The organism is Pseudomonas aestuarii (assembly GCF_027988105.1).
GTDB classification, from domain to species: domain Bacteria; phylum Pseudomonadota; class Gammaproteobacteria; order Pseudomonadales; family Pseudomonadaceae; genus Aquipseudomonas; species Aquipseudomonas aestuarii.
In genome coordinates, this window is sequence record NZ_JAQJZJ010000009.1 from 229,126 (window position 1) to 244,040 (window position 14,915).

General features: G+C 61.7%; 13 protein-coding genes and 2 pseudogenes. 7 read left to right on the plus strand and 8 right to left on the minus strand.

What is annotated here, in order from left to right:
• Nucleotides 1–348: 348 nt before the first annotated feature.
• On the minus strand, nucleotides 349–1,110 hold the full coding sequence (locus tag PH586_RS18820; protein ID WP_271349328.1) for a substrate-binding periplasmic protein: 762 nt from the start codon (nucleotides 1,108–1,110) through the stop codon (nucleotides 349–351).
• 820 nt (nucleotides 1,111–1,930) lie between these two features.
• Here PH586_RS18820 and PH586_RS18825 point away from each other — a divergent pair.
• Both PH586_RS18825 and PH586_RS18830 read left to right on the plus strand, forming a co-directional pair.
• Nucleotides 1,931–2,617 carry a GNAT family N-acetyltransferase gene (locus PH586_RS18825; protein ID WP_271349329.1) on the plus strand — a complete coding sequence of 229 codons (687 nt, stop codon included), beginning with the start codon at nucleotides 1,931–1,933 and terminating at the stop codon, nucleotides 2,615–2,617.
• Nucleotides 2,618–2,880: 263 nt separating this feature from the next.
• Nucleotides 2,881–3,192, plus strand: coding sequence for a hypothetical protein (locus PH586_RS18830; RefSeq protein ID WP_271349330.1), 312 nt, complete (start codon nucleotides 2,881–2,883; stop codon nucleotides 3,190–3,192).
• 249 nt (nucleotides 3,193–3,441) lie between these two features.
• On the opposite strand, the gene PH586_RS18835 is transcribed toward PH586_RS18830, so the two are convergent.
• Together PH586_RS18835 and PH586_RS18840 are read right to left on the minus strand one after the other, a co-directional pair.
• Complete coding sequence (locus tag PH586_RS18835) at nucleotides 3,442–3,828, minus strand: hypothetical protein (protein WP_271349331.1); 387 nt, start codon at nucleotides 3,826–3,828, stop codon at nucleotides 3,442–3,444.
• Nucleotides 3,829–4,084: 256 nt separating this feature from the next.
• Nucleotides 4,085–4,504: a group II truncated hemoglobin gene (locus PH586_RS18840; protein ID WP_271349332.1), complete on the minus strand. Its 420-nt coding sequence runs from the start codon at nucleotides 4,502–4,504 to the stop codon at nucleotides 4,085–4,087.
• A 344-nt stretch (nucleotides 4,505–4,848) separates the two neighbouring features.
• Here PH586_RS18840 and PH586_RS18845 point away from each other — a divergent pair.
• From PH586_RS18845 to PH586_RS18855, 3 genes and pseudogenes are all read left to right on the plus strand, one after another.
• Nucleotides 4,849–5,286 (plus strand): annotated as a pseudogene (locus tag PH586_RS18845) (phage infection protein); the annotation flags it as partial.
• Nucleotides 5,287–5,821: 535 nt separating this feature from the next.
• Nucleotides 5,822–6,280: pseudogene (locus PH586_RS23745) on the plus strand (REP-associated tyrosine transposase); the annotation flags it as partial.
• Between the two features lie 130 nt (nucleotides 6,281–6,410).
• A complete protein-coding gene (locus PH586_RS18855) occupies nucleotides 6,411–7,781 on the plus strand; it encodes a sensor domain-containing protein (protein ID WP_271349334.1) in 1,371 nt (456 codons plus the stop codon).
• A 159-nt stretch (nucleotides 7,782–7,940) separates the two neighbouring features.
• Here the strand turns inward: PH586_RS18855 and PH586_RS18860 are convergent, their stop codons facing one another.
• From PH586_RS18860 to PH586_RS18880, 5 genes are all read right to left on the minus strand, one after another.
• Nucleotides 7,941–8,606 carry a hypothetical protein gene (locus PH586_RS18860; RefSeq protein WP_271349335.1) on the minus strand — a complete coding sequence of 222 codons (666 nt, stop codon included), beginning with the start codon at nucleotides 8,604–8,606 and terminating at the stop codon, nucleotides 7,941–7,943.
• Nucleotides 8,607–8,650: 44 nt separating this feature from the next.
• On the minus strand, nucleotides 8,651–9,070 hold the full coding sequence (locus PH586_RS18865; RefSeq protein WP_271349336.1) for a hypothetical protein: 420 nt from the start codon (nucleotides 9,068–9,070) through the stop codon (nucleotides 8,651–8,653).
• Nucleotides 9,071–9,529: 459 nt separating this feature from the next.
• A complete protein-coding gene (locus tag PH586_RS18870) occupies nucleotides 9,530–9,721 on the minus strand; it encodes a CsbD family protein (RefSeq protein WP_271349337.1) in 192 nt (63 codons plus the stop codon).
• Nucleotides 9,722–9,828: 107 nt separating this feature from the next.
• Nucleotides 9,829–10,881, minus strand: coding sequence for a sterol desaturase family protein (locus tag PH586_RS18875; RefSeq protein WP_271349338.1), 1,053 nt, complete (start codon nucleotides 10,879–10,881; stop codon nucleotides 9,829–9,831).
• A 567-nt stretch (nucleotides 10,882–11,448) separates the two neighbouring features.
• Entirely contained in the window at nucleotides 11,449–13,104 is a 1,656-nt protein-coding gene (locus PH586_RS18880) for a peptidoglycan-binding domain-containing protein (RefSeq protein ID WP_271349339.1), read from the minus strand.
• Nucleotides 13,105–13,868: 764 nt separating this feature from the next.
• Between PH586_RS18880 and PH586_RS18885 the strand changes: the two genes are divergently transcribed.
• Together PH586_RS18885 and PH586_RS18890 are read left to right on the plus strand one after the other, a co-directional pair.
• Nucleotides 13,869–14,168 carry a DUF3303 domain-containing protein gene (locus tag PH586_RS18885; protein WP_271349340.1) on the plus strand — a complete coding sequence of 100 codons (300 nt, stop codon included), beginning with the start codon at nucleotides 13,869–13,871 and terminating at the stop codon, nucleotides 14,166–14,168.
• A 238-nt stretch (nucleotides 14,169–14,406) separates the two neighbouring features.
• The gene (locus tag PH586_RS18890; protein WP_271349341.1) at nucleotides 14,407–14,706 is read left to right on the plus strand and encodes a hypothetical protein; all 300 of its coding nucleotides are present in this window, start codon (nucleotides 14,407–14,409) and stop codon (nucleotides 14,704–14,706) included.
• The last annotated feature ends 209 nt before the right edge of the window (nucleotides 14,707–14,915 follow it).

A 14,915-nucleotide genomic window follows, 5' to 3' on the forward strand; every position in this document is an offset into this window, starting at 1 on the left:
GTCGACCACCACCGCATGGCTGTAGATCAGGCTGCCGTCGCTGGCCCGGCGCCCGAGCAGATGGAAGTGGCCGCGCTGGTCCGGGCTTACATGGACACGCAACGGGCACTCGGACAAGGGCCGGCACTGCACCGGAGTACTCCGGCTCCAGCGTACCCATGTCGGCCTCGATCATGACGCCAGACCCTTGGTCTTCTGCAGCTGTTCCTCGGCCTGCTCCAGACGCAGAGGGTCCGCTTCGTTGACGTGACAAAGGCGCGCCCCCCGAACCCAGCTCAATAATGCGACCGCCCGTGGCGGGCTGGCAGGTGACATCTGCGACGGCAGATCGCCTGCACCTGCTATGGCCTATTTGTGCTTGCGCCCATAACGAAACCCAGTGGTTACCCACGGCGGCATGTTTGCCTGCAGCTGTTGATAGCCCTGCACATAAAAGCCCTCATCATTGAGCTGCTCGAATGTACTCGCCAGCAGCTTGGCATCGGCAGGCAGCAGCGTGCTGTTACTCAGGTAGATACCGGTACTGCCCCACTCCAAATCTTCGATTGGTTCGCCATGCAGGGTGTCATTGAGGCCCAGTGCGGCGGCTTCGGTGGTCACGATCGAGGCCATGACAATCGCCGCATCAATACGGCCGGCCTGCAACATACGCAACATGATGCCGGGGTCTTTGACCAACCGCAGTTGCCCTTGAGCTTCGAGAAGCTCGATCAGTTCGGCGGTGCGCGGTCCATAGTCATGACCACGCACAAACGTGAAGGTCAGCCCCGAATGCAGAATGGCCTCCATTGAATTGAGCCGCTGGGGCCGCTCCTTCATGCTCAGCAGTGAGACACCTTCCTGCACGAACTGGTCATAGAACACCCCGGAATCATCGCGCCAGCCGGTGCGAATCGCCGCAGGCACAACATCCGCCTGCTGGTGCGCCAGCATGTACCAGGCGCGCGCTCGTGGCACATCGACATAGACAAAATGACAGCCCGTACGCTGGCTCACTTCATCCAGATAATCGACCGATATCCCACCCCGCTGCCCGCCAGTAGCGTTGAGATCGACGCCAACATCGCTGAACGGCACCACGATGTCACGGGAACACTCGGCTTGCGCCACCGTCACCGCCGCCAGGCAAACCAGCCCGAACAGATACTGCCTACAACACATCGGACCTCTCCGCTAACGGACTCAATACAACAGGTGCGGCCAACTAGACGCCGCAGGTCTGCGTGACCGCGCAGCACGCAACCTCATCTTGATCCGATGGCTACGCCGCTCTCGGGACTTGCGCCTGGGCCATGGCGCTCAAGAAATCTGGCCGGTTACCACGCTGCTGGCGACTGCAACCAGGCCCCAGCAAGACAGGCCGCGCCGACCGAGCAATGCCCTGCATTGCGGCAGCAATCGCGGAAAAGCGAAAGGCCGCGGCGTGCCAGGGCTACAGCATAATGCCGGACAAAACCGCTGCCTGCGCGGCGATTTTTTCAGTACCCGCCCCTTACCGCGCGGCTACTGGCTGCTCCATGCGCCGGGTCGCATGGCGCTCTGCACGTGCAGCAGGGCTGCCTGCCACCCGGTGGGCGCGACGCGAAGCAGTGCCCACATAGCTCTTGCAGGTTGCGTTGGGTGGCTTGCGTGCATACCGCGATCCGCATGCGAGCTGGCAGCCATGCAACCTCGGTGTTGGCCGCTGGCAAGCACCGCTACACAGGGGCGGAGCATCGAAGGGCCGCTGTCCGATAGCCGCGCGCCACAAAGCATCGCGGCCATGGCCCGCTCCCACAGGGCCGGTTGCTATCCGTGGATTTGCAAGATGGGTTGCAGATCGTTGCCACGTCGAAGCGTCGAACCGTCCGCGTGGGAACGATCGGAGGGGGGTTACAATGCCGCCATCACCGATTCCCCCAATCGGGCAAGCGCCGGAGCCAGACTCACGATGTTCACCCTTGTACACCTGGACAACCCGCCACCGGAGTCACTGAAAAGCCAGATCCTGCAGATGGTGTTGGACTACCTCAGCGACATCAGCCCGGTGTCGCTGACGCCGAGCAATCCCCTCTACCAGCTGTACCAGTACGTGATCGGCTACGAGATGCACCTGTATCTGCAGGCCATGGACAGCGCCCTGGATAGCAGCGCGCAGCTGATCCTGGCCCTGGACGACCTGGACCCCTCCCAGGTGCTGGGCTTTGCCCTTTACCTGCCGGCCAAGGATGACCCCGATGCCTGCACCCTGGCCTATATGGCCGTGCAGACCAGCCAGCGCCGGCGCGGTATTGCCCGGGCCATGCTGCAGCGCATGGTCACTCGCCACCCCCATGCCGAACTGGCCTGTGTGGCCAGCAAGGTGCCGACCTTCGAGGCCATGGGTTTTCAGGTGCTGGCGGCGCGGGGGCCGCAGGTGCTGATGAGCACCCGCGAGCAGCGCTCGGACGGCATGGTCGCGGTGCAGGACCTGACGCCCATCTTCCAATCCACGGAAGTCCGGCAGATCCACGCCTACCTGGTGAAGCAGCACGGCCAAAAGGCCATGAGCGAGGCGGAAAAACAGCGCGATCGCCAGCTCGACCAGATGGCCCAGCACGCTCAGGCGCTGGTCCGCGAGCGTCTTATCCTGCATTGATGTCTATGAATTTCAGTTGCTTGGCCAGGCCACCCCGAGCGACCCAGCAGTGAGCGGGGCGCAACCAGCAGAATGGCCAACAGCGTTCAGTTCGTTCCCACCTCGAGGCGTCGAACCGTGCGCGTGGGAGCGAGCGGATCAAGCTGTCAGCTGACCCGTCCTCCGCGCCTAAGCTACATTTCCTGTACGTCCTTGCCGCAATGGCATACCCATGCCGGCGGCAAAGGTTGCTCAATCCAACTGCCCGCACACCGGGAGTGGCCATGCCAACGTACGGTTCGTTTTATCTATGGTTACACCGCCATCGATTGGTCAGTTTCCTGCTTATGACGGTGAGTTTTTTGGTTTTTGGCTACCTCACTATCGACCTGGTGCAGTTACTCAGCAGCAATGCTGCCTTTATCGTCAGGCATGGTTGGCTGGCGCTGATGAGCGGCGGTTTACTGCAGTTTGCCGAGCTCACCCTGACAGCACTGCTGGCCATGGCCTGCTACCTGCTTTTCAGGTTGTGTGAGCATGCGCTCTTGCAACGGCTGTCGAGCGGCACTCGGTCCATACCTCGCAGGCTGGGGTAAGCGCTGCGATACCCAGCCTGCTCCTGACACCCTCTGCACATTCGCTGGCAGCCAGCGCGGGTTTAGCCCTTACGCCGAGTCCCTTGATTCGCTGCGCTCAGCCTGGGCGACGACTGCGCAATACGCCATCTTGCTCGACTCACGCAGAAACCAAGCAAAGAACAGCACACCCGGATGGCGGGCGAGCGCTTTGGGCTAGCGTTTGGGCACTGCAAATGGAAGACGCCGTATACGACTCGCCACGCGGGCTCAGACGTTAGGTGTCGGTTCAATCCGCTCGGCAAGCTCGGCTGGCGGCAGGTTAGGGGTCGAGTGGAGCGTTAGCCAGACAGCCCGCAGAATGTTGATCGCGGCCATGCTCAAGTGTTGTTCGGCGGCGCGCAGGGCCAATTCGGCCGCCAGGCGTTTGTCGGCAGCGCTCAGGTGCGCCGCTTTGTGGCTCATCTCCGCATCAACGCTGGCCAACAGTCCCTGGAGTTCCTGCACAGCCTGATCCGATGCCTCACGCATGTCCGCCAGCAGGCGGCTGGCTTCGGCAGGCGTCATGGCCAAGGCGCGAACGCTGCGAAACGTCAGCCTGGCGGGCAACGTGGCCAAACTAAAACCGCTCGAAAGTAACTTGCCAATCATGCCCATAACTCCTGTTTAAGCGTGCATCGCAAACTGCTTCAGCAGCGTAGCAGAGTAGATCGTCAAAAAGAGCCGGGCCAGCGCCTGCCAGAATGAGCTCGCCCGCGGGCTAGCCTAATCCTTGTGCTAACCGCTCAGCGGATCAACAGAGCGCGGCGATGCCCATCAAACGAACATCCGACACCCGCATGGGTATCGCGCAGCGCCATCCATGCGAGCGACACAAAAGGGCAAAGCCGACACAGCGGTCGTCAAGCCCACGCTAAGCGCCGTGCCGGTTCTGGCTGGCCTGGACAATGCGCTGGGCCGGTACCCGCAACTGGGTCAGCAGGTACTCGGCGAACGCCGGGGTGTAGCCCTGCAACTCGATCGCCTGGGCCATGCAATGCAACCAGGCATCGCTGCCGGCCTGGTCGATCGGCCACTGGGCGTGGAAGGCCGGAATCGAGATGGCGCCGTATTTCTCGCTGAACAGCCGCGGGCCGCCCAGCCAGCCGCTGAGGAAGCAGGCCAGCTTGTCGCGGGACACATCCAGGCTCTGCGGGTGCATGCGGCGTAGCGCGACCGCCTCCGGCAACTGGTCCATCAGCCGGTAGAAATCGTCGACCAGGCGGCGCAAGCCATCGCTGCCCCCTGCGGCCTGGTAAGAGGCGTCACCGACGCCGAATGGCGGATTGTTCATGGCAAGGGTCTCTGGGGAAAAACCACAGTGTACAAGGCGGCTGGTACTGGCTGGTCAATCGAGATCGACGGCTCAGTTAATCGGCGCCAGGTATGGGACGTTTCGCCAGCGACCGGGCGCAACCGCCTGCACGCGCGGCGCAGGAAGAGCTTGCGCGACACGTCCACAGCGGCCTGGCACTCAAACCCGGTAACGCGCGTGACCCCCATCGCCAGCCAGCTGACGTGCGGCTCGAAGGGCTATTGCTGGCATCGATACTTACCATCAACCCAATGAAGTTCTCTTAAAAACCCTCGGGCGTACCATCTGCTCCATACCCAACCAACACCCCGGAGCACTCCATCATGAAACGCCAACTCCTCCTCAGCTTTGCTTTCTCTGTACTGGCCGCCAACGTTTTTGCTGCGTCTTCCGCTCAACCCGTTGTCGCTGAAGGCGGCTCGGATCGGCTGATTGAAAGCCGCATCGCTGAAGGTGGCTCGGATCGCCTGCTCGACAGCCGCATCGCCGAAGGTGGCTCGGATCGCCTGCTCGACAGCCGCGTCGCCGAAGGTGGCTCGGACCGCCTGATCGACAGCCGCGTCGCCGAGGGTGGCTCGGATCGCCTGCTCGACAATCGCGTCGCCGAAGGTGGCTCGGATCGCCTGATCGACAGCCGCGTCGCCGAAGGTGGCTCGGATCGCCTGATCGACAGCCGCGTCGCCGAAGGTGGCTCGGATCGCCTGATCGACAGCCGCGTCGCCGAGGGTGGCTCGGATCGCCTGCTCGACAATCGCGTCGCCGAAGGTGGCTCGGATCGCCTGCTCGACAGCCGCGTCGCCGAAGGAGGCTCGGATCGACTGCTCGACAGCCGCGTCGCCGAGGGTGGCTCGGATCGCCTGCTCGACAATCGCGTCGCCGAAGGTGGCTCGGATCGCCTGATCGACAGCCGCGTCGCCGAGGGTGGCTCGGATCGCCTGCTCGACAATCGCGTCGCCTAAGGTAGCTCCGACTGTCTGAGCGAGAACGCCGTATGCCTATATCGGAACTGCTGCCCACCATAAAGCCGGCCCAATCAGCCGGCTTTATTTTTGCCTGACGATTCGACGCAGCAAAACAGCTGGAACAGGGTTTGCCTCCGCGCAACGACGAGGACCTTTAACCACCTGTGGCTGCAGCCCGGTGTCGCTGACGCCGAGCAATCCCCTCTACCAGCTGTACCAGTACGTGATCGGCTACGAGATGCACCTGTATCTACAGGCCATGGACAGCGCCCTGGATAGCAGCGCGCAGCTGATCCTGGCCCTGGACGACCAGGCCCCCTCCCAGGTGCTGGGCTTTGCCCTTTACCTGCCGGCCATCGAATCCCGCACTACAACGCAACAACGGCGCGGTGAACGGGGCATCTGGCAGCGGCGCTATTGGGAACACCTGATCCAAGATGAGCAGGACTACCAACGCCATTTCGACTACATCCACTACAACCCGCTGAAGCACGGGTACGTGCAGCGACTCGTGGACTGGCCCTATTCGAGCTTTCGGCGGGCCGTGACGAGGGGTATTTATCCTGAAGACTGGTGCGTCTGCCCCCCAGTCGGAGCGAGACAACTACGGGGAATGAAGGGCTACGGCATAGCAACCGGGGACAGAGCACGATCTCCGTTGACCGCTGTCACGGGCTTCACCCTTACGGCGAGTCACTTGATCCGCTCCAGCCTGGGCTGTCACCCCGCTGCGCTCCATATCTCCTGGTTTGCACAGAACGTAAACAACGAAAAAACGCGCCCGGCGTCCTGACGGGATTCGGGCTCGCGTTGTCTGGGCGATTCGTGGAAGTTATGCGCCTCAGGCTGCAGCGCCATGGCGCACTGTCATAGAAGATCATCGCGCTAGCGAACCCTGCAGGCATAACCGTATAGTCATTGCCATGACACTAAAACCCCACCTGCCCCACGACAAGCTGCTGGATCTGCTGCTGGACGTTGTCTGCGTGGTGGATAAAGAGGGCCGCTTCCTATCGGTGAGCGCGGCAAGCGAGCGCGTGTTCGGTTATCGGCCCGAAGAAATGCTTGGCCGCACCACCTTCGACATGATGCACCCGGACGATCGCGTCGCCGGCCGGGCGCTCGTGGAGCAGATCAATTTGGGCCAGCCCTCCGCTGATCATGAGAACCGTTACATTCATAAAGACGGTCATATCGTTCATATCATGTGGTCTGCCCAATGGCTTGAGGCCGAGCAGGTACGGGTGGGGGTGGCTCGGGACATTACCAGGCGCAAGCACGCCGAGACGATGCAGGCAGCGCTGTATGCGATATCGCAAGCGGCTCACTCGGCTGAGGATCTGCAGGCGCTGTATCGGCGAGTGCACGAGGTGATTGGTCAGCTGCTGCCCGCCGAGAATTTTTTTGTGGCGCTATACGACGCCACCAACGACCAGCTGAGTTTTCCCTATTACGTTGATCGGTTCGACGCGCCGCCCTCCCCTGGGCCGCTGGGCTCCGACTCCTTCTGTGCCGAGGTTATTCGCTCCGGTAAAGCCCTGCTGTTAACGCCCGAGACGGCCGCGCTGATGCTGGCAAAGAATGGCACGCTGGCAGCTAAGCATTCCCTCGACTGGCTGGGTGTGCCGCTGATATCGGGCACGGATACCATCGGTGCTCTGGTGCTGCAGAGCTATTGCGGGAGCGTGCGTTACAGCGAACAGGGCAAGGAGCTGCTGCAGTTTGTCTCGAGCCAGCTGGCGGCTGCGATAGTGCGCAAACGCACGCACTCACGCCTGGAGTTTCTTGCGCAATACGACCAACTGACTGAACTGCCAAACCGGGCGCTGTTCCTGGACCGCCTGCGCAGTTCTCTGCACAGGGCGCAGAGAGATTCCTTGCGGCTGGCGGTACTTTATCTCGACATGGACAATTTCAAGCAGATCAACGATACCTTTGGCCACACAACAGGCGACCACCTGCTGCGCGAAGTCGCTCACCGCCTCAGGCAGTGCGTGCGCGAATCCGATACGGCTGGCCGTTTGGGCGGTGACGAATTCGCCGTTCTTCTGCAAGACATCGGCAAGCTGGAAGATGCCATCCTGGTGGCCGAGAAAATCCTTGTCGCCCTAAGCGTCCCCTACCTCTTGGAAGGAAAAACCTTGATCAGTGCTCCAAGCCTGGGTATCGCCGTATACCCCGAGCACGGCCAGAGCGATCTGCATCTGCTCCGGCACGCCGATGAAGCCATGTACGTGGCCAAACGCAGTGGCGGCAAGCGCTATATAGTGGTCGAGGCACCGGTCAAGCAATAGGCAGAAATAGTGGCCAGACCACCCAGCTTTGTGCCACGCCGGTGAATGATCGGTGCACTGCCTGCGGCGAGCCAGGGCATGGTATGACGGGCAAACAGCAAGCGCGGCACCGCCTGGCAGGACCTTCAGACTCGCCCGACACAAGCGCACAACCATCATCTAGGCGCCATGCAGCCAGAACCACAGCGGCACCGGGGCCACTGCGCAGGCCACCAGCGCGAGATAGCCATGGAAGGGAACTAACCTGCTCATGCCAACCACCAGCCCTATGCCACCGCCGCCTCCGATCAGAGCGTTGCCGGGCAGGTTGAGCAGTACGGCAATCGTCAGGTAGCGGTGTTCAAGCAAGAACGGCGCAACTGTCTTCGGGGCCTTGTCGTCCAGCAATCTCAGGCGTGCCGCTGCATCGAGTGGCTCGAGCTGACGGACCAGGGCGCCGGCACGATGCAGGTGCAGCCAGTCGAGCATATGCCACAACCACCTGGGCGGCAGGCTGCGCCCTACGGCAAAGCTGATCGACAGCGCCGCCAGCGTACACAGGTAAATGAGTAGCGCGCCCTTGCCGCCAAGCAAAATCATCAGCGCCAGACCGACCTCGATGCCGGGCATGAAGGGTGTGGCCATCAGCACCACATAGAGCAGCGCGAACCCCAGCACCATGGCTTGCATCAAGGGCTCATGCCGGGGAAACAGCTGAAAGTTGATCTGGCGCATCAGCCAGGAGCCGCCGACGTTCACGACCGTTACCACCAGCACAAACAGGCCGATCTTCAGGTAACGCGACCAAGGCAAAGGTGGCCGTGCCGGTTGCCTGGGTTCGATCATTGGCAGGCCTCCATGACGAAATCAGCGTGGCGTTGGCAGCCCGCCTATTCCTTGAGCGAACCCTCGAACCAGTATTCACGGCGGGTATCCCAGTACCAACGCTCCTTGGTCCAGACAAAAGTGGCGCGCGCGGTAGCGCCCTCGACCATGCCCTGCCAGGCAATCTGGCCATGACTGGGACTGGTGGTGGTCGCCTCGAAGTAGATGCGTTCGCCGTCGACCCGGGTGACGTATTCGCTGCTACTGAAGTTATAGGGCTCGCAGGAGGCCGAGGTAAACAGGCCATCGGCGAAGATCAACGCCTCCTGCTCATCGGTCGCCAGCGAACTGCCTTTTTCGCCATTGCGGCCAATGAAGGTCTTACCGTCCAGAAGATGGGAAGGCTCATCGGCGTAGCTCGCAGTGACCGCCCCGGGCCCCACCATCAGCGCAGCCAGCACGCCTGCATACAAACGAGCGTTCATTGGCAACCTCCGCTCACAACGCCGCCCCTGAATAGCAGGCTCGTGCGTGGAGCTTCTCCCTGGTCAGTCTAGCAAGGCACTGCAGTGCCCGCGGAACGCCGGCCGAGCGGTAGCGCGTGGGGACAAGGCCAAAGGCCGGCTGCCAGGGGGCATGAGCCTGGGCCTGGCGCAGCAGTTGTGCGGGATATTCAGCGCCAGGGCCATTGGCAAAGGCCGTGTGGGCGAACAGCATCGCCCCCGCGCAACTGCTTGAGTGAGCAGAACAACAGCACGTGAGCATGGCCAGGCAAGCGTTTGCACAGCCGCTTCTCGCCGCAAAATCCAGGGGTCAAGGACAGGAGCAAGGGATGCCTGCCGTGGAAGCCATCAGCTGCATCCCGATCGACCCGCGGGATCGTCTCGGGGCACACACGGCAAGCCCGGCCATTGCTGACAATGGCCGGGCTGATCGTGGCTCAATCAGGCGTCGTTGACCCTGCTCTTGATTGCGTCCTTGATGTCGCCCTTGAGTTGCTGAGCCTTGCCCTTCACTTGCTGGCCAATGCCTTCGCCTTCAAGGCGAGGATTGTCGGTAGCCTTGCCGATACCTTCCTTCACTTTGCCGATGACTTCGTTGGCATTGCCGGTGATTTTGTCTTTCGTGCTACTCATGCCACACCTCAGTCCGATGGGTTACAGAGAGTGGAACCCGGCGCGGCGCATTCGTTCTGTTTATTTACGGATCAATGATCTGCATACGCGATTGTTAGCCATTAACTTCAATTGGCTGGGTAGATCCGCTCCCCAGTTGCGGATCCCGACGCATCCATCTGTGCGCGTTTCGCCGGGAAAAGCTGGCGCGCGGTGTCCACGAAGGGCGTGACGATCAAGCCGTAGAGCGTCAGGTAGCGATGGGAATCCTGTTCGGCGGTGCCAAAGCTAATGGCTTCCGGCTTCGCGTGGGTGACGTAGAGCGTGCCGAACATCCAGTCCCAGAGCGACAGGTTGGTGCCGAAGTTCTTGTGGAAATGCCGGGGCGCATCGCTGTGGTGGATCTGGTGCTGGGCCGGGCTATTCAGCACATGCTCGAGCAGCGGGCCGAACGACAGCCAGACATGACTATGGCGCAGGTTGGCCGCCAGCGCGCTGCAGATAAACACCAGGTAGGTCACGCCGAACAGGGTGTAACGGCTGATCTCCCCGCCACAGGCGTACCAGAAGGCACCGGCGTAGGCGCCGAGGCAGATGGCGCTGGCCAGTTTGCCGGCCAGCTTTTCGACAAAATGCACCCGGCTCGCAGTCACCGGCACCAGCACGGGCGCCGAGTGATGGACCTTGTGAAACGCCCACAACCAGCGGCAATGAAAGGCCCGGTGCGTCCAGTAATGCGTGAAGTCGCCGACCAGAAACACCCCCAGCCCGTAGAGCAGGGACAGCGAGAGGTTCTGCCCCAGTTGCGGGCGCGCGCCCCACAGCGTGCTGAAAAAGGCCATGTAGTCGGCGGCGCGAAGGATATGTGGGTCGACCAGGCCGATGATCGGCAGCACCAGCGCGACTTTGAGGATGGCCCGCACGAAGTAGTAGCGGTAATCGAGTAGCGCCGAGCGATGGAAATTGACCCGGCTGCCGCCGATGAACTGCCAGAACGAGCGCGCGTCGGTCAGCCCGCGATAGCGCCTGAAGCGGAACAGGCCATAGGCGACGCCGTAGGAAATGCTGAGAAACAGCACGCCGAAGCGCCCATTCAGATCGAAAACACCGGAAAACTGCTGAATAACCGGTTCGATCGCCAGCTCGCTCAGGCGATCATAGATAGACGAGAGAATACCCACGGCAGATCGGCCTCGGTCAAAAGGCGCGAATTATAAATACAATCTAAATCGTTATCCAATGCGAATGCCTATCAGCGCCCACAACTGCCAAGGCCTGAAGGGACTTATTGGCCTTGCTCATGCCCCGGGTCACTCACTGCCGAATGGCAGGGCCACGCCAAACGCTCCTGGAAGTGGCTCGTGCCGAGGCCGACCACCCGACGTTAGTGGATGGATTGCACACGTTTCAGTTGACTGGCCAGGGCTGCCTCAGGCCCTTGCCCCCTTGGCTATAGTTTCAGAGTGGCGGTTCGCCCACATTTTGGCAGCGGGCGCTCTCGCTGCCCGATGTCCTGCAAAGGGATCTTGCTGCACTCCTGTCAGGAGGCTCTTGTATTATTCGCAGTCAGCCAGGCGACGACTCAGCACGACGATCACGGCGAAGATATCGAACGTTTCAAGCGCAGTCAGTACTTCGCCTGCATCGGCACCTGGCGCAGGTACTCGCGCTGACGGTTTGATCCGCCAAGCAGGGCAAAGGCAGGCACGGTGGCAGGTCTTACGGCTGCCACCGGTGCTCTTGGTTTGTTAGCGACGATCCTCGACGATCAGCTCTTGCAGGGTCCAGGCACCGCCGGCATTGATCAGCGAGAAGCCGTTGAGGTCGCCGATCAGGCTCCGGTCGACGACGTCGATCAGGGTTTTGCCGTCCTCGCTCACCATCATTCGTCCTTCGGCATCACGCTGCCAGACCAGCTGGTGCGGCCCACCGTTGTCGAATTTAAGCTTTGCACTGGCAATGGCCGATTCTCCTTTTTCGTTGACGAATAGCAGCTGCAGCGGCCGTGGCTGGTTGGCGCGGTAGTTGAGCCGGTAGCCATGGTTCAGGTTATCGCCCTGATAGGGACCCAGATCGATGTGGCTGTGTGCCTCCGCGGATCCAGACAGCACCATAGTGATTTGGAACTCCTGGCTGATTTGGGTCGGCAGATACGCCGCCGCCGCGCGCGCCTGTTCCGACTGTTTCGCCTGTTTCGCCTGTCCCGGAAGGGAGATCCCGAACTGCTCTTTGAGCAGGTCACTCAGCTGCTGTTGACCGCGGTCTTCGGCACGTGCCGATGGCGGGTTCACCCACGAGTTGAGGCCGCCATTGCGCACCTCGAAACGGCCGGAGGTGATGTGCCAGGCCGGATTGCGGACGTAATCGCCGTCCGCGAAGTCGTCCTGCACCCGCGTGCGGTATGGCCGTACGGCGACCTGCGGTGGCTCCGCAACGGCGGTGCCGAGACCGAGGAGTTCCAGGGTGGGGGGTGTCAGTTCGCCGGTCGGGCTCAGGTTGTTGCTGGTCTGGAATTTCTGGATCGCAATCCGGCTGCGCGGGCCGAGCACGCCATCCGGCGGGCCGGCATCGTAGCCGCGGGCGCTCAGGGCCCGCTGTGCTGCAGCCCGCTGCGCCAGAGTCAAGGGCGCACTGGGCGCCTGCTCGGCGCTGGCGACGCGCAGCTCATCGAGAAGGGTCTGGCTGGGTTCACCGGTCGCCGGGACACCCCGCCCCTGCTGGTACTCACGAATGGCCTGGCGGGTCTGAGCGTCCATCTGGCCGCTGACCAGGGGGATCGGGTAGCCGCGCAGGCGCAGCTCGGTCTGGATACGCGCCACGGTGTTGGCGTCCACCTTGGCAGTGCTCGACGCGCCATCAACGCGCCCGCGCATGTGCCTAAGCAGTTCGGTACTCGGCTCACCGGACATCAGCAAACCGTGGTCTGACTCGTAACGGCGGATAGCAGCACGGGTCTCGTCCGTGAGCCGTGCGGACGGACGCCCGACCGTGTAGCCGAGGCTGCGTAGCGCTTCCTGGATCTCCGCCACCGGCTGTGACGAGGCCTCGGCTTCCGGCTGCGCGGCGGGCGTGCGGCTTTGCGCGGAGGTGCGCAGATGTGCCAGCAGGGCCGAAGTAGCCTGCCCGTCCACGAGCAGATCATGCTCGCTCTGGTAGGCCTGGATTGCCGCGCGCGTGCGAGCACCCATCAAGCCATCGGAGGGTCCGGCGCTATAGCCGCGTCGGTTCAGCTCGCGTTGTACTTCCTGCACTGTGCTGGAGAAGGCCTGGGCAAGTTGCAGACCCGGCACCACCGAGTACTCCCACATCCCCGATTGCGCGAGCGCCAGGCCCGAAGTTACGGGAGATATGGAGAAACCGAACAACAGCGCGGCATACATCGAAGCATTTCGAAAATCGAGCATGATGCAGACCTCGTCAATGGAGAAATAGTCAGGAGCGCCCGCCCCCGCGCCAGTAAACCACCCGCTGCAGCCGACCTCGTTCGCGCAAGCCGGATGCCTCACGGCGCATCGCCCGACCTAGAGCCAAGTACTGCCGTGCGACAGGTGCAGTTGTTATGAGCATACGAGTGACCGGTCGTCCGCCTCTGTTCGGCAGTGCACATATGGCGCCCTTCGCAGCTGCCATGCCGATGGCGGTTGATTTCAATGTTTAACAGGGTCGGAGCCGGTTTTTCAGGTGCCATGTCACAACAAGCAGAATCAGGCCAGATCATGTGGGGGTACCAAATGGCGGGAATTTACTGTGCGGCTGTCAGCGCATCAGTCGCGGTTGGGTTCAGGTGGCCGTACCCGGACAGGGTCGGACCCGCGCAACCGCTCGACATAGATAGAGGGAAACATCGAAGGATTATGCTCAGGTAAGCGCTTAGACAGCCCATTTTTGCCGCAGAATCCATGCTTTCAGGCCAGCAGGACGCAATGCCTCGCGCGAATCGTTCCGGCTAGGCAAAGCGCGCGGGCACGACAACAGCCGTTGCGCCCGTAAATGGCAGAACACGCTATCTAGTTGGATACATTTCAGTTGACTGGCCTGGGCTGCCTCAGCCCCTTGCCCCCTTGGCTATAGTTTCAGAGTGGCGATCCGTCCACATTTTCGCACCGGGCGCTCTCGCGGCCCGATGTCCTGCAAAGGGACGTTGCTGCACTCCTGTCAGGAGGTTCTTATGTTGTTCGCAGTCAGCTACCAGCTTCGCGCCAATACCACGGAGGCGTCACAGAGCCGTGCACTCCAACTGTTCAGCAACTGGACGCCGCCAGAGACTTATACATTCAAGGCCCACTACTCCTATGCCGACTGCAGCGGAGGTTTAGCGCTGGTCGAGACGGACTCGGCCGCCGCGGCGCTGCAAGTGCATGGCGCCTGGGCACCATTTTTCGATTTCAAGCTGGTGCCTATCATTGAGATCGACCAAGCCGTGCAAATTGGCTTCGCCAACGCCAAGTGGCGTGAGTCCGTGAAGTGACGTGTGCCTAAAGCACAGCAGCGCATTCCTGCTTCCTGCCGGCACACGCTGGCAGGAAGCGTGGCTGCTGGAAGACCGCCGCAAGCAGTAACTTCACCAGCAACCAGATCATCCACCCTTGAATTGTTGCGGATTGCCCATCCTTGAGTCTGCCAGCGCTCGACCCGGCAGTTAAGGAACCTTGGCGGTTTTTCCGGCACTAAACCCAGCCTCTCCTCCATAGTCGAGATACCCTGCCATGCGCACCATCGTCCGTTTGCTCCTGCTGAGCACAGCAACCCTGTCTTTATCCGCCTGCTTCAATGATGCCCCTCCCATCGATCTGAGCGGTCTGTGCACCTACAACACCGATCCCCAGGCGGAGCGCTGCAAGCCCGGCCAGATGGCCTGGTTTCGTCCGGACCAGGGCACCTTGATCAGCGAAGAAATGGCCCTGAGCGTGGCGGCGGCCTATTGCGACTTCAACCATCAGGTGATGCACAACCGAGCCGGCGTGCTCTGCGTGTTCACCGACAAACGCCTGGATGCGGCCAAGTAAGCGCCGCGCAGCGACAACCCGCCAACTTTTGTGCCGCGCCGATAACCCACGGTGCACTGCCTGCGGCGAGTGTCACCCTACGAACCGCGGGTTGCTCGAGGTGATTGGTCGGTGCGTAGGGCGATTCGCCTTGTCCTGGCTCCAGGCAAGCATCAAGCGCGGCGCTGCCTGGCCTTCCCCACTAACGACTAAGTACTTACCTTCATACT

Bases quoted from the DNA above. Each gene is read 5' to 3' on its own strand.
- PH586_RS18885 (WP_271349340.1), top strand. From the start codon at position 13,869: ATGTTGTTCGCAGTCAGCTACCAGCTTCGCGCCAATACCACGGAGGCG.
- PH586_RS18865 (WP_271349336.1), bottom strand. From the start codon at position 9,070: ATGAACGCTCGTTTGTATGCAGGCGTGCTGGCTGCGCTGATGGTGGGG.
- PH586_RS18840 (WP_271349332.1), bottom strand. From the start codon at position 4,504: ATGAACAATCCGCCATTCGGCGTCGGTGACGCCTCTTACCAGGCCGCA.
- PH586_RS18830 (WP_271349330.1), top strand. From the start codon at position 2,881: ATGCCAACGTACGGTTCGTTTTATCTATGGTTACACCGCCATCGATTG.
- PH586_RS18825 (WP_271349329.1), top strand. From the start codon at position 1,931: ATGTTCACCCTTGTACACCTGGACAACCCGCCACCGGAGTCACTGAAA.
- PH586_RS18890 (WP_271349341.1), top strand. From the start codon at position 14,407: ATGCGCACCATCGTCCGTTTGCTCCTGCTGAGCACAGCAACCCTGTCT.
- PH586_RS18880 (WP_271349339.1), bottom strand. From the start codon at position 13,104: ATGCTCGATTTTCGAAATGCTTCGATGTATGCCGCGCTGTTGTTCGGT.
- PH586_RS18835 (WP_271349331.1), bottom strand. From the start codon at position 3,828: ATGGGCATGATTGGCAAGTTACTTTCGAGCGGTTTTAGTTTGGCCACG.
- PH586_RS18860 (WP_271349335.1), bottom strand. From the start codon at position 8,606: ATGATCGAACCCAGGCAACCGGCACGGCCACCTTTGCCTTGGTCGCGT.
- PH586_RS18870 (WP_271349337.1), bottom strand. From the start codon at position 9,721: ATGAGTAGCACGAAAGACAAAATCACCGGCAATGCCAACGAAGTCATC.
- PH586_RS18855 (WP_271349334.1), top strand. From the start codon at position 6,411: ATGACACTAAAACCCCACCTGCCCCACGACAAGCTGCTGGATCTGCTG.